General features: G+C 68.3%; 12 protein-coding genes. 5 read left to right on the top strand and 7 right to left on the bottom strand.

All coding sequences use genetic code 11. From position 1 onward, the window contains the following. Positions 1–119: 119 nt before the first annotated feature. From LW587_RS05265 to LW587_RS05250, 4 genes are all read left to right on the top strand, one after another. Positions 120–941 (top strand): phosphoadenylyl-sulfate reductase, encoded by an 822-nt coding sequence (locus tag LW587_RS05265; protein WP_232628544.1) that lies wholly within the window; start codon positions 120–122, stop codon positions 939–941. Next, positions 941–1,867: a sulfate adenylyltransferase subunit CysD gene (gene cysD / locus LW587_RS05260; protein ID WP_232628543.1), complete on the top strand. Its 927-nt coding sequence runs from the start codon at positions 941–943 to the stop codon at positions 1,865–1,867. Before LW587_RS05265 ends, cysD begins: the two co-directional genes overlap by 1 nt. Continuing rightward, positions 1,867–3,270 carry a sulfate adenylyltransferase subunit CysN gene (gene cysN / locus LW587_RS05255; RefSeq protein WP_232628542.1) on the top strand — a complete coding sequence of 468 codons (1,404 nt, stop codon included), beginning with the start codon at positions 1,867–1,869 and terminating at the stop codon, positions 3,268–3,270. Before cysD ends, cysN begins: the two co-directional genes overlap by 1 nt. Before the next feature lie 118 nt (positions 3,271–3,388). Beyond that, entirely contained in the window at positions 3,389–3,886 is a 498-nt protein-coding gene (locus tag LW587_RS05250; protein ID WP_232628541.1) for a DUF3280 domain-containing protein, read from the top strand. 480 nt (positions 3,887–4,366) lie between these two features. Here LW587_RS05250 and LW587_RS05245 read toward each other — a convergent pair whose 3' ends face one another. From LW587_RS05245 to tolQ, 5 genes are all read right to left on the bottom strand, one after another. Further along, positions 4,367–6,625 carry a calcium-binding protein gene (locus LW587_RS05245; protein ID WP_232628540.1) on the bottom strand — a complete coding sequence of 753 codons (2,259 nt, stop codon included), beginning with the start codon at positions 6,623–6,625 and terminating at the stop codon, positions 4,367–4,369. 260 nt (positions 6,626–6,885) lie between these two features. Next, positions 6,886–8,214: a Tol-Pal system beta propeller repeat protein TolB gene (gene tolB / locus LW587_RS05240; protein WP_232628539.1), complete on the bottom strand. Its 1,329-nt coding sequence runs from the start codon at positions 8,212–8,214 to the stop codon at positions 6,886–6,888. A gap of 53 nt (positions 8,215–8,267) precedes the next feature. Beyond that, complete coding sequence (gene tolA, locus LW587_RS05235; protein ID WP_232628538.1) at positions 8,268–9,626, bottom strand: cell envelope integrity protein TolA; 1,359 nt, start codon at positions 9,624–9,626, stop codon at positions 8,268–8,270. Between the two features lie 15 nt (positions 9,627–9,641). Next, positions 9,642–10,085 (bottom strand): ExbD/TolR family protein, encoded by a 444-nt coding sequence (locus LW587_RS05230; protein ID WP_232628537.1) that lies wholly within the window; start codon positions 10,083–10,085, stop codon positions 9,642–9,644. Positions 10,086–10,104: 19 nt separating this feature from the next. Further along, positions 10,105–10,821: a protein TolQ gene (gene tolQ / locus LW587_RS05225; RefSeq protein WP_232628536.1), complete on the bottom strand. Its 717-nt coding sequence runs from the start codon at positions 10,819–10,821 to the stop codon at positions 10,105–10,107. Between the two features lie 453 nt (positions 10,822–11,274). Here tolQ and LW587_RS05220 point away from each other — a divergent pair, with 453 nt between their 5' ends. After that, entirely contained in the window at positions 11,275–12,495 is a 1,221-nt protein-coding gene (locus LW587_RS05220; RefSeq protein ID WP_232628535.1) for a methyl-accepting chemotaxis protein, read from the top strand. Here the strand turns inward: LW587_RS05220 and ybgC are convergent. Both ybgC and LW587_RS05210 read right to left on the bottom strand, forming a co-directional pair. Beyond that, entirely contained in the window at positions 12,482–12,913 is a 432-nt protein-coding gene (ybgC, locus tag LW587_RS05215; RefSeq protein ID WP_232628534.1) for a tol-pal system-associated acyl-CoA thioesterase, read from the bottom strand. The two genes, LW587_RS05220 and ybgC, sit on opposite strands and share 14 nt — an antisense overlap. 204 nt (positions 12,914–13,117) lie before the next feature. After that, positions 13,118–13,834 (bottom strand): DUF4142 domain-containing protein, encoded by a 717-nt coding sequence (locus LW587_RS05210; RefSeq protein ID WP_232628533.1) that lies wholly within the window; start codon positions 13,832–13,834, stop codon positions 13,118–13,120. Positions 13,835–13,923 lie beyond the last annotated feature (89 nt).

Genomic DNA, 13,923 nt, shown 5'->3' with positions numbered 1-13,923 from the left:
TGCCGGGGCGTTCGCACCGCAACGCGGATTTGCGTGTGCGACGGGCGTGACGCCTTGACAGCGTTCGTTATAGCGAACATCTCAGAGCTCCGACAAGCAGGCAATTCGATTTTACGCACATGACCGCTGCCCTCGTCCGGGCGGCCGGGGACCTCGCCGAAGCCATGGCGGGGCTGGACCTCCGGGGGCGTATTCGCCTCGTCGAGGACCGCATCCCGGGCCGGCTCGTCTTCACCACCAGCCTCGGCATCGAGGATCAGGCGCTCACGCACGCGCTCGCCCTGAACAAGGGCCGCACCGAGATCGTCACCCTCGATACCGGCCGGCTGTTCCCCGAGACCTACGACGTGTGGACCGAGACGGAGGCCGCCTACGGCATCCGCATCCGGGCCTACGCGCCGGAGCGGGTGGCCGAGGAGGAGTTCGTGGCCCGCGAGGGGATCAACGGCTTCCGCCATTCGGTCGCCGCGCGGCAGGCCTGCTGCGGCTTCCGCAAGGTCGAGCCGCTGGGCCGCGCCCTGGCCGGCGCGGCGGCGTGGTTCACGGGGCTGCGGGCCGGGCAATCCGCCAACCGGGCCGACACGCCGCTCGCGGAGGCCGACGAGGCCCGCGGGCTCATCAAGATCAACCCGCTGGCCGACTGGTCGCGGGCGGATGTCGACCGCTTCGTGCGGGACAACTTCATCCCCTACAACGCCCTACACGATCGGGGCTTCCCCTCGATCGGCTGCGCCCCCTGCACCCGCGCCGTGAAGATCGGCGAGGACGAGCGCGCCGGCCGCTGGTGGTGGGAGCAGGAATCCAAGAAGGAATGCGGCCTGCACCTGCACGGGCCGGAGGGGGATGTCGCGCCGGGCCAGGAGCCCGCCGCCTTCGAGACGCCCGCCTCGGAGCCGTCCCGGGCCGCGACGCCCCGCGAGAACAGAAGGGAACTGGTCTGATGAGCGCCGTCGCCGCGCCCGCGCGCACCCGCCTGACGCATCTCCAGCGGCTGGAGGCGGAGAGCATCCACATTTTCCGGGAGACGGTCGCCGAGACCGAGAACCCGGTGATGCTCTACTCGATCGGCAAGGATTCCTCCGTCCTGCTGCACCTGGCGCTGAAGGCCTTCGCGCCCGGGCGCCTGCCGTTTCCGTTGATGCACATCGACACGACGTGGAAGTTCAAGGAAATGATCGCCTTCCGCGACGCCCGCGTGAAGGAACTCGGCCTCGACCTCCTCGTGCACACCAACCAGGACGGGCTCGCCAAGGGCATCGGTCCGGTCAGCCACGGCTCGGAGGTGCACACCGACGTGATGAAGACGCAGGCGCTGCGTCAGGCCCTCGACAAGCACAAGTTCGACGCGGCCTTCGGCGGCGCGCGGCGCGACGAGGAGGCGAGCCGCGCCAAGGAGCGCATCGTCTCGCTGCGCAACGGGCAGCACCGCTGGGACCCCAAGCGGCAGCGGGCCGAGCCGTGGCACCTCTACAATTTCAAGAAGCGCCGCGGCGAGAGCTTCCGCGTGTTCCCGCTCTCGAACTGGACCGAGCTCGACATCTGGCTCTATATCGAGCAGGAAAAAATTCCGATCGTACCCCTCTATTTCGCGGCCCAGCGGCCCGTGGTCGAGCGCGACGGCCAGCTCATCATGGTGGATGATGCGCGCCTGCCCCTGGAGCCGGGTGAGACCCCCGAATTGCGGCAGGTCCGGTTCCGGACGCTCGGGTGCTACCCGCTGACTGGCGCGGTCGAGAGTCCGGCCGCGACCCTGCCGGAGATCATCGGCGAGACGCTGGCCGCCCGCACCTCGGAGCGTCAGGGCCGGGTGATCGACAAGGACGGCGCCGGCGCCATGGAACGCAAGAAGCAGGAGGGCTACTTCTGATGACGATCCATCAGTCTCCGGAGGCATTCGGCTACGAGGCCTTCCTTCGCGCCCACCAGAACAAGGAAGTGCTGCGCTTCATCACCTGTGGATCGGTCGATGACGGCAAGTCGACCCTGATCGGCCGGCTGCTGCACGACACCAAGCAAATCTTCGACGATCAGGTGACGGCGCTGCAGCGCGACTCGCGCAAGCATGGCACCCAGGGCGGCGAGGTCGATCTCGCGCTGCTCGTCGACGGTCTCCAGGCCGAGCGCGAGCAGGGCATCACCATCGACGTCGCCTACCGCTTCTTCTCGACGGAGCGGCGCTCGTTCATCGTCGCCGACACCCCCGGCCACGAGCAATACACCCGCAACATGGCCACCGGCGCCTCCACCGCCGACGCGGCGGTGATCCTCGTCGATGCCCGCCACGGCCTGACCCGCCAGACCCGGCGCCACGCGCTGCTGGTCTCGCTGCTCGGCATTCACCGGGTCGTGCTCGCCATCAACAAAATGGATCTCGTCGGCTGGTCCCAGGACAAGTTCGAGGCCATCGTCGCCGGCTTCCAGGCTTTCGCCGCGCCGCTCAACTTCGTGGACGTGCAGGCGATTCCGCTCTCGGCCAAGAACGGCGACAATGTCGTGCTGCCGGGGACCGCCGCTGCGTGGTACACGGGGGTGCCGCTGCTGCGCCACCTCGAAGAGGTGCCGGTGAAGCCGGAGGAGCGCGCCGCCGCCTTCCGCCTGCCGGTACAGTGGGTGAACCGGCCGAATTCGGATTTCCGGGGCTTTGCCGGGCTGATCGCCTCGGGCTCCGTCGCCCCGGGCGACGCCGTCACCGTGGCGCCCTCGGGCCGGCGTTCGACGGTCGCCCGCATCGTCACCGCCGACGGTGATCTGGAGCGCGCGAGCGAGGGCCAGTCGGTCACGCTGGTGCTCGCCGACGAGATCGACGCCTCCCGCGGGGCGGTGATCGCCTCCGCGGACGCGCCGCTGACGCTGACCGACAGTCTCGCGGTGCGCCTGTTCTGGGCCGCCGAGACCGAGCTCGCCCCCGGGGCCAGCCTGTGGGCCAAGGTCGGCACCCAGACGGTCAATGCCGTGGTGACGGCGGTCCACCGCCGCATCGACCCGGAGACCGGGCAGGCCGGCCCGGCGGACAAGCTCGCGGTCAACGATATCGGCGACGTGACCCTGACCCTCGACCGGCAGATCTCTGTCGATCCGTATGTCGAGAACCGCGACACCGGCAGCCTGATCCTGATCGATCGCGAGACCACCGACACCGCCGCCCTCGGTCTCGTCCAGGCCGTCGCCGCGCCGGCGAAGGTGGCTCCGCCCCCGACCGAGACGCCCGCCTTCGAGCCGCTCCCCGCCCGCGGCCTCCTCGCCGGGATCAAGCGCCTATTCGGCGGCTGACCCCTCTTCCCGTCCCCTCCCCCTTGGGAGGGGACGGGGCGCCGCCCTGATCCATCCCCTTCGACGGGCGTTACCTCCCGAACGATGCCGCATCGCCGGCATTCTCCGGAGGATTGTCATGCGCCTATCCCCGTCCCGCGTCGCGGCCTGCCTCGCCCTTGGTCTCCCGCCCGTCGCACCGGCCTGGGCCGAGCCGCCGAACGCCGCGGTGTTCGATTTCCAGTTCGCCAAGGGGGCGTCCACCGAGCCCACCGAGGAGGAGCGGGCGCGGCTGCGACGCACCGGCGACACGCTGCGCACCCTGCTGACCGAGAGCGGACGCTATACCGTCGTGGCGACCGATCCGGTCCGTGACGCCGTCGCCAAGAGCGCGGATCTGCGATCCTGCAACGGCTGCGCCGAGGATTTCGCCAAGCAGCTCGGCGCCGACACCGCGATCACCGGCGAGGTTCAGAAGGTCTCGAACCTCATCCTCAACATCAACGTCTACGTGAAGCCGCTCCGAGAGGGCGCGCCGGAGCAGGCCTACAGCGTGGACCTGCGCGGCAACACCGACGAGTCCTTCGACCGGGGCATCCGGTATCTCGTGAAGAACCGCATGCTCGACGGCCGGTAGTCCGACAGGCGCGCCCGAGGGACGGCACCGCCCTCGGATGGCCGGGATTCGCGCCCTCGAAAAAATGCGTTCCCCTAAGCCGTTGCCGGCTCACGGGTTTGCCGGATCGGACTCGCCAACGGCCAATACAAGACAGCTTGGGCGCATTTTGGGTCTTGACGCGCGGCCAGTACGGTCGCAACCTCATCAAGTGCTTCGCGACAGCAAGCACATAGACCCGGGAACGGCGTGGTCCGCACGTAGTTTCTTGGTGAAAGCTGGAGGAGACAGGGATGACTCCACCGCAGCGTGAAGCCGTGACGACGGCCCGGGCTTGAGTTCGGCCCCGGACCCAGTGGCCCCATACGAACACCCGACGGAAGCGACTCCCTAGGGGCGCAGAAGCGACCGATACGGTACGTCTTCGAACACGCACCAGCCCCACCTGTGGAGCGCTTCCGCCGCGGTTTCGTCCGCGGCGGTTTTGCTGTGTTCCCCGTGTCAGACAATGAAGAGATCGCTGGCGAGAACGGCCGGATGATCGGCGGAGCCGACTTCGCCCAGAATGGCGAAGGTGACGGCCTTCACGCCGCCCTTGCCGTCGACGTCGTAGGCCAGTTTACCCGTCGTCGGATCGTAGAGAACTCGGTCGTCGCCATCGACACCCCCTTTCGAGAGATCCTTGTACAGAGTGTCTACCAGACGTCCTGTGGGCAGGCCCTTGAAGATCGCATCGTCGAGTTTGATGCGATCAAAACGTGAGGTGAAATCAGTGATTCTGTCGACATTGCCGTTTCCGAGGGCGCTGTCGAACACGAATGTGTCGCTTCCCCCCGCACCGGTCAGGATGTCCGCGCCGCCCTTCCCATTGAGGACATCGGCGAAATAGCTTCCCACGATCGTCGTCGCGCCATCGTTTCCGGTCAGGCTGATGGTCCGACCAGAATAATTAAAATAGGGATCGATCTTCAGGATCTCGATCGACTGGTCGTTGGTCAGCCGATAGCTCACGGTGGTGATCACAGTATCCATCCCGCGATCGGCCCGCTCGACAATCTTGTCTTTCGCGTTGTCGACCATGAACGTGTCGTCGCCACCCCATCCGCGCATGACGTCGGCGCCCGTGCTCCCGTCGAGGACGTTGGCGCCGTTGTTGCCGGTCAGCACATTGTCGAGCGCATTGCCGCGACCACTGAGCGCAGCCGTGCCCGTCAGGACCAGCGCCTCGACGTTGTCGAAGAGACCGTAATCCATCGACGTCGTCACGGTATCGTATCCGCTTCCCTGATCCTCGACGACGAAATCGTCGAACGCATCGACGATGTAGGTGTCGTTGCCGCGTCCGCCCTCCATTCGATCGGCGCCGGTGCCGCCATCGAGACGGTCGTCGCCATTCCCACCGGAGAGCTTGTCGTTGCCGGCATACCCCAGCAGGTGATCGTTGCCCTCGCCGCCTTTCAGCAGTTCGGCGAGATCGGTGCGGCTGTTCCCTTTGAGAATGTCGTTCCCGCTGGTGGTTCCTCGAACCAGCGCAAGCGGCAGCGACGAGAGCGACAGGATCTGGACGGTGCTATGCGCCCCGTTCGAGGCACTCTGAGAATCGACGATCAGGGCAAACCGATCGCCTTCAAGCGCGACCGCTCGAACATTATCGAGCAGCTGCCAGCCAACTCCGTAATCTTCTTTGAATTGAAACAGGTCGAACGTTTCTCCCGTGTAAGTCCCACGGGCATCGTACACGTGCGCCCGCACGAGCAGATCAGTCAATCGCGCTTCGCCAGACAGGGCATCATTGCTATATCGCACGATCTGAACCATGCGCCCATCGGACAGTGTGATGAGAGCTTTGAGTGCGTCAATGTCGAACCGATCGTCCTGATCAAAGCTTCCGCTCGCAGTGAACCCGCCGGCCCCATTCGGAACCCAAATTTGTCCATAGAGATTCTGGACGCTCGGCTCGACTCCGTTCATCGGGGAGTTGTCCCTCATGTACGGCCCTTGATAGCTCAAGGCGAATGCGCCATCCGGGAGCGCGGTGACCGCATAGTCCCCCACGAGGGCGCTGCCGTCATCGACCTGGCCGACCACGAAGGTCGGTCCGACGGCGACGCCTGCGGAGGGGATGACGCGGGCAACGACATTGGATCGGTCGCCGATGAGTTCGGTCCACGTCACCAGGAAGCGGCCGTCGGACAGGGCGGTGATCGTGGTGGAGCCGGCCTCGTCCGTTGTCAGGTCGCGATCGAGGATGAGGGTCGTCTTGACCGTGAGGTCCGACTTCAGGATATCGACCGCCCGATGTTTTCCGCTCGTATCCTGACCGATGCGGGCAACGGCGATCACGCCGCTGGTTCCGAAGGCGACGCCGCCGTCGCTGGTGGTGAAAGGAGGCTCGAGGATCTGCGTCAGTTCTGCGCTGTAACCCGTCTCGATCTCACCGGTCGGACCGACCGTCCCGAGAATGATGTGGGTTCTCATTCCGAACGACACCAGCAGAGATCCGTCCGACCGGACCACCGAATGGCCGAATCTCAGATCTTCGTCGAACTTGAGAAGGGGGCCGTTCTGCAGGCCATTCGGCCCGATTGTCGCGAGGAAATCCTCGTCGATCCGCGGCGTGCCGTCACCGGGTTCGGTCTGCCGCTCGAAGATCAGCTTGTAACCGCCATCCGCCGTCGGGATGAGTTCATCGACGGCCGACAGGGGCCCGAACGTCGCCGTGTCGTACAGGTCGCCGACGCGATCGAGTCGCATAGCCATCGCAGCATGTCTCCGGTCTCAATCGGCGCCGGATACCGGTTTTGCGGCGCGCGCCTCAAGCGAAGAGTGTCTTGCGGCGGATTTTACCCGCATTCATTGAATGGCCGCCACAGCCTCCACGGCGCGATACGGCCAAAGGCCAGGACGCTCGGCCCGTCCTCGGTGCTCGCTCACGGATCGCGCTGGCATGGGGGGCGCCTGGCGCGACGCTGCCCCCTCCTCCGAGTGGCCGAACGATGCGGCTGTCGTTCGCGCCGCGATCAGCGCCCCGCCAGCAGCGGCGACCAGGTCGGGTCGGAGGCGAAGCTCGGGGTCGGGACGGGCTGCTCCACCTTGCCGGTGATGTCGACCATGTAGAGCTTGCCGCCGCCCTGGCCGCCGGGATCGCGGAAGAACATCACGTACTGGCCATTCGGCGAGAAGGTGGGGCTCTCGTTGTGGAACCCCTCCGTCAGCACGCGCTCACCCGAGCCGTCGGGGCGCATCACGCAGATGGCGAAGCCGCCCTTGCGCTGGCGGGTGAAGGCGATGAGGTCGCCCCGCGGCGACCAAGCCGGCTGCGAGGCCGCGCCCTCGCCGAAGGAGATGCGCCGGGCGTTCGAGCCATCGGCGCCCATCACGTAGATCTGCTGCGAGCCGCCGCGGTCGGATTCGAACACGATCTGGCTGCCGTCCGGCGCGTAGGACGGCGAAGTGTTGATGGCGAGCCCCTGCGTGATCGGCGTCTGCGCCTTCGAGCCGAGATCGACGGTGACGATGTCGGCATTGCCGCCCTGCTGCACGCTCATCACGAGGCGGCGCCCGTCGGGCGAGAAGCGGGGGCTCGCGCTCATGGAGGCGAAGTTGCCGACCGTCTGGCGCTGGCCGGTCTCCAGGTCGATCATCTGGACCCTGGGCTGCTGGCCCGTGGCCTGGGTCATGAAGGCGATCTCCTGGCCGGCGGGCGAGTAGCGCGGCGCCACCACCGCCACGTCGCCGCCGCTGGTCAGCGCCCGCACGTTGGCGCCGTCCTGATCCATCACCATCAGGCGCTTGCGGCGGTTCTCCTTGGGGCCGGACTCGTCGACGAAGGCGACGCGGCTGTCGAACCACGGGCCGAGGCCGGTGATCTTGGTGTAGACCGCGTCCGAGACGAGGTGGCCGGTGCGGCGGGCGTTGGCGACGTCGGTGCCGTATTGCTGTCCGGTGATCTGCTGGCCCGACCCCACATCCCACAAACGGAACGCCACCGTCAGCCGGCCCGCGGCGTCGCGCCCGACCCGTCCGGTGACGAGCGCCTGAACGCCCGCGCTCCGCCACGACTCGAAGTTCGGCGCCGCGTCGAAGCTCGGGGTCTCGGGGAAGCGCGCCTTCTCCAGCGGCGTGAAGTAGCCCGAACGGCGCAGGTTGTTCGTGATGACGCTCGCCACCAGCGTGCCGAGGCTCGCATCCCCCGCGAAATCCGCGACGGCGATCGGCATCGGCTGGAACGCGCCGCTGCCGATGCGGAGCTGAAGCTGGGCTCGGGCAGGCGTGGCGGCGGGCAGCGCGAGGGCGAGGACGCCGAGGGCGAGCGCAAGGCCGCGCCGGGTGAAGGCTGTTCCAGGCATGGGAAGTCGTCCGGAGAGGCTGGTCGGGGAAGTCGGGAGGGACCGGGCAGGGATCAGACGGGCGAGAACTCGAACTCGGCGTTGATGGCCTTCCAGTCGTTGTAATAGGGCGCGTACTGGGCCGGGATCTTGTAGGGGGCGCAGCGCCGCACCGCCCGCAAGGCGGCCTGGGCGATCGACTGGTCGACCGAGTTCGAGCCCGACCGCACCACCCGCGGCTCTGTGGTGAGCGACCCGTCCTGGTTGAGGCGGATGTCGAGCATCGGCAGGACCACCCCCTGCGTCGCCCCGGGGGGCGCGGAGTAGCACCGCTCGATCTGCTGCTGCAGCATTCCGACCAGGGCGTCGCGCAGGGACGGCGACAGCTTCTGGGCCGTGCCGGTCGCCGTGCCGAGGGAGGCGGTGCGCTGCACCTCGCGCCCGGTCGAGCCGGTCGATTGCGAGGGCGCCCGCGCAGCGAGCGTCTGGCGGATGTCACCGGGATTGAACGTGTTGGCGAGTTCGGCCTGCTGGCGCGCCTTGGCCTCGGCATCGGCCTTCGCCTTTGCGTCGGCCATCGCCTTCGCCTTGGCTTTCGCCGCAGCCTCGGCCTTGGCTTTGGCGTCCGCTTCCGCCTTGGCCGCGGCGTCGGCCTTCGCCTTGGCGTCGGCGAGCTGCTTCTGGTGCTCGGCCTCCGCCTTCGCCTGCGCGTCGGCCTTCGCTTTCGCCTCGGCCTCGGCTTTGGCCCGCGCCTCGGCCTTCGCCTTGGCCTCGGCCTTGGACTTCGCCTCCGCCTTGGACGCGGCTTCCTTGGAAGCGGCTTCCTTGGCAGCGGCTTCGGCCTCGGCCTCGGCCTGCTCGCGCTCGATCAGCTTCTGCAATTCCTCGCGCTTCTCGGCCTCGGCCTTGGCGGCGGCCTTGGCCGCCTCCGCCTTGGTGGCGGCCTCGGCTTTCGCCCGCGCCTCGGCCTTCGCCTTGGCCTCCGCAGCCTTGGCAGCCTCGGCTTTCGCCGCCTCCGCTTTGGCGGCGGCGGCCTTCGCGGCGGCGGCCTCGGCCTCCTCCTTCACCGGATCGGCGGTGTCGGCGCGCAGGGGCATCGCATCGACGGAGGCGAGCTTCATGTCGGCGGTGCGGGTCGGGGCGGCCGGCGCGTCCGTCTCCGCGTTCTCCGGCTCGCGCTCCTCCGGCTTGTCGGAGACCCGCTCGGCCCGATTGGGCGTTTTCTCGGGGCGCTCGGCATCCCGCTGCCCGCGGGTCATCTCCGAAAACGCCTGCTCGCTCAGCACCTCGACGGCCACGCCCTCCTGCGCATCCGGAAGCGCCGGAGCGGCCACGGCGAACAGGGCGCCGGCGAACAGGGCGGCATGGGCCATGCCCGAGATCCAGACGCCCGGTTCCCGGCGATCGAAGTGTGTGGGCCAGCGCAGAGCCACGGTTTGGCAGCGTCCCTAATTGTCGGGTTCGGTGACGAGGGCGACCTTCTTGAAGCCGCCGCCGGTGACGATGGCCATCACCTGCGCCACGCGACCGTAATCGACCCGCTTGTCGCCGCGCACGAACACGCGGTCCTCGGTGCCGTTCTTGGCCGCCTGCATGAGTTGGGGCACGATGGCGGAGTCGGAGAGTTCGACCTCGCCGAGATGGACCTCGCCGGTGCGGCGGATCGAGAGCGTGATCGGCTTCACGTCGGAATTGAGCGGACCCGCCTTGGATTGCGGCAGGTCGAGGGGCACGCCGACCGTCATCATGGGCGCGGCCACCATGAAGACGATGAGGAGCACCAGCACGACGTCGATGAACGGCGTCATGTTGATCTCGTTGATGGCGCCGCCGGTGCGACGCCCGCGGCGGCGCCGCTTGCCGCCGCCCTGGGCGCCGTGCGTCATGGCCATGGCTGCTGCTCCGGGCGGGTCAGGCGGCGACCGAGAGCCGCTCGTCGATCTGGCGCGAGAGGATCGCGGAGAATTCGTCGGCGAAGCCTTCCAGGCGCGACTGCGACTTGGCGACGGTGGCCTGGAGCTTGTTGTAGGCGAGCACTGCGGGGATCGCCGCGAACAGGCCGATGGCGGTGGCGAACAGGGCCTCGGCGATGCCCGGCGCCACGACGGCGAGCGACGTGTTCTTGGAGGCCGCGATCGAGGTGAAGGCGGTCATGATGCCCCAGACCGTGCCGAACAGGCCGATATAGGGACCGGCCGAGCCGATCGAGGCGAGGAACAGGAGCCGGGAATCGAGCCGCTCGACCTCGCGCTGGATCGTCACGTCGAGCACCTTGTCGATGCGCTGCGACAGCGAGTGGATCTGCCGGCCCGAGCCCTCGAAGGAGCGCTTCCACTCCCGCATGGCGGCGACGAAGAGCGCGCCGAGGCCGGTCGGCTGGCGGTCGTTGAAGGACCGGTAGAGCTCCTCCAGGGAGCGGCCGGACCAGAACGCCTCCTCGAAGGCGTCCATCTCCGCCTCGACCCGGCGGAACAGCAGGGACTTGTCGACGATGATCGACCAGCACCAGATCGAGGCGCCGAGCAGGCCCACCATCACGATTTTGACGACGAAATGCGCCTGCCAGAACAGGCCGAACAGGCTCATGTCTGCGACGGGCGCGGCGTGCATGGCATCGGCTGGGGTCATTGAATGATCCTCGCGTCGTCAGGGCCGCGCCGCCGCGGGCCGGACTGCCGACTGATCCTTTGAGCGATAGCGTTTGAGATCACTCGGGAATCTGTCGAAAGTAAGGGTCGAGAGCCCTCCCGGGCCCGGCCCCTTTCGCGGCGCGGTATGAACCCGCCTCCCAAGTCTAAGCCGGCGGCAGGGTTAAGAAACCGTTGCCGACGCGGATCCCAGCCGTTGCCACCGCGACGGGCTGATGCGCGGGACGTGGCTCGTGTGGCAGGGCACAGCGGGTGGGCCAAGGGGGGGGGCAATGGGGTGGGCCAAGGGGGCCGGGCGGATGAACCGGTCGAAGCCGCCGAAGCGGCCAAATTTAACAAATGATAAAAGACAAAAAATCGCTTGAACCTGCTCCTCGATCGATACGGAAGCGCCATCGCAATGATAACGCTGCGTAGGTCTTCACACTTAAACATGACCAGACTACAAGAAGCGGACGGCAAGAGTGTCCCAAAGGTGGCGTTCGCGGCGATCATCGACTCGCTTCCGGTCAACGTCTTGGTCTTGGATCCAGCCGAGGCGACGATCATCTTCGCCAACCGCCGCAGCGTCGAGACGTTGCGTGCCATCCGGGAGCCTCTTCCCGCTTCGGTGAACCCGGATGCGATGGTCGGCCTCTCGATGGACGTGTTCCACAAGAACCCGGCCCATCAGCGCAGCCTCGTCGCCGATCCCTCTCGCCTGCCCTGGCGCACCAAGATCAAGCTGGGCCCGAAGACCCTCGATCTCCACGTCTCTCCCGTGCGGGCCGCCGATGGCCGCTACGTCGCGGCTGTGCTGTCCTGGGCCGACGTGACCCCCTTTACCGAGTCGATCGCGCGCTTCGACGCCGCCATCCGCATGGCGCTCGACGAGACCGCGAATGCCACGAAGGCGATGCGCGGCGCCGCGGAGCCGGTTCTGACCGCGACCGGCGCCACCGCCACCGCCGGAAGCGCCGCGACCAGCGCCTTGGAGACGACGACCAACGTCCAGTCCGTGGCCGCCGCCGTCGAGGAGCTGACGGCCTCGAACGCCGAGATCACCGGGCAGGTGAGCCGCTCCGGCGCGGCCACCGGTCAGGCCGTGACCGAGGCCGGCGCGGCGATGGACAGCGTCAAGGCGTCGTCGGACACGTCGCATCGCATCGGCGAGGTCGTCGGGCTGATCCGTTCGATCGCCAGCCAGACCAACCTCCTCGCCCTCAACGCCACCATCGAGGCGGCGCGGGCGGGCGCCGCCGGGCGCGGCTTCGCGGTCGTCGCCACCGAGGTCAAGGCGCTGGCCGAGCAGACCGCCAAGGCCACCGGTGAGATCGCGCAGCATATCGGCCTGATCCAGGCGGCGACCTCGCAGACCGTCGCAGCCATCGAGCGGATCGCGGGCGTCATCCAGGGTCTCGACGAGGGCGCCACCACGATCGCCGCCGCGGTGGAGGAGCAATCGGCGACGGCCGGAGAGATCAGCCGGAGCGCCCGGGAGGCGGCCGAGCGCACCGGGCGCGTCGGCGGCAGCATCGACGAGGTCGCCGGGGCCGCCGATACCTCCGCCGGCTCGGCCCGCTCGGTCCTCTCGGCGACGACGATCCTCGACGAGCAGATGGAGGAGGTGACCCGCTCGGTCCAGGAATTCCTGGTCGAAGTCAGGCGGATCTGACCTCCGGCGGCGTGAGAGCACGGCGCAGCCCGTCGGGGAGGCGAACCGCCCGCCCGTCTCGCACGCAGGCGACGACGACCTCGGCGCGCACCAGCACGTCCTCTCCGCGCCGCACGACCTGCGCGAGATGCATCGAGGCACCGCGCAAGGCGCTCGACCATGTCAGCACCTCGACCTGATCGTCCATCCGCGCGGGTCGGAGATAATCGAGGGTCATCTTCCGCACCACGAAGACGAGCCCTGACCCGTCGGCATGCAACGCCGATTGGTCGCCGGCCAAGCCCCGCAGAAGTTCCGTGCGCCCGCGCTCCATGAACCGCAGGTAGCTCGCATGGTAGACGAAGCCCGAGAAATCGGTGTCCTCGTAATAGATCCGCAGGGGCAGGCGGTGGGCGTTCGCGGGGATGGCTGAGGTCATGGGGGACCGAGAGACGTCTGAGGGGAGGCGCGGTGCAGCGCCTCGCTGCGGCTCGATGTAACCAGTCGATCGGCGCAGGGCGAGATCAGGCAAACCGGCCCGACCTCGGACGAAGCTCCAAACGGCGAAGGCCGCCCCGAGGGACGGCCTTCGCCGATGCGAGGGTTCGATGCGAGCGTTCGATGCGAGCGTTCTTGGACGAACTCAGCCGCCGATGCGGCCCGCCAGCGTCGCCGACTCGGCGTGCTGGTCGGCGATGTAGGGCAGCGCCTCGTTGGCGAAGGTGCGGCCGGCCGCGCTGTCGCCGGTGCGGGCGTAGCGGCTGTAGAGCGCGAGGGTCCGCGCATCCGAGCGGGCCTGCTGGCCGACATAGGTGCGGTCGAATTCGCGGGCCGAGCGGGCCGCCCTCAGGCGCTCCAGGCGGTTCTGGCCGTTGGGGCCGACGGCGACGCGGCGGCCGGGCTCGGCCGGACTGTTGTCGATGAGGCCGACGCCGCCGAGCACACCGCCGACGATGCCGGTGCCGAGATTGGCCGCCAGCGTGACGGGCGCGAGCACAAGGCCGACCGGGTTGTCGAGACGGGTTGGAATGCCCTGGCTGTCGGGGACGATCCGGCCGCTGGCGGACAGCGAGGTGCCCTGGGGCAGCAGCGCCTTGGTGGTTGCATCACGCTCCACCAGCACCCGGTTGGCGTAGCGGCGCACGCGCGGGTTGCGGGAGCGCTCCAGGGCGATGCGGCTCGCCTCGATGCTCACGGCGTCCGAGCGCAGGGCTTCGGCGCGGAACTCCGGCGTGGAGGCGGCGGCGGCCCCGATCGGCGCGTCGGCACCGATGCGCAGCAGCAGGGCATCCTGCGCCAGGGCGGGGGTGGTGAGGGCGGCCACGGACAGGCCGAGGGCGGCCAGGACGGTCGTCTTCATAGGGGAATCTTCCTCGGGAATCGGGCTTGCGGCGTGGGTTCGCCGACGCTCCCGTGTGGAAGCGTTCGCGGCCCCAACAGATGCGAAAC

The sequence above is a fragment of the Methylobacterium sp. Leaf118 genome (assembly GCF_920984675.1).
In the GTDB taxonomy this organism is placed as follows: domain Bacteria; phylum Pseudomonadota; class Alphaproteobacteria; order Rhizobiales; family Beijerinckiaceae; genus Methylobacterium.
This window is presented reverse-complemented; position numbering and strand designations above follow the sequence as displayed.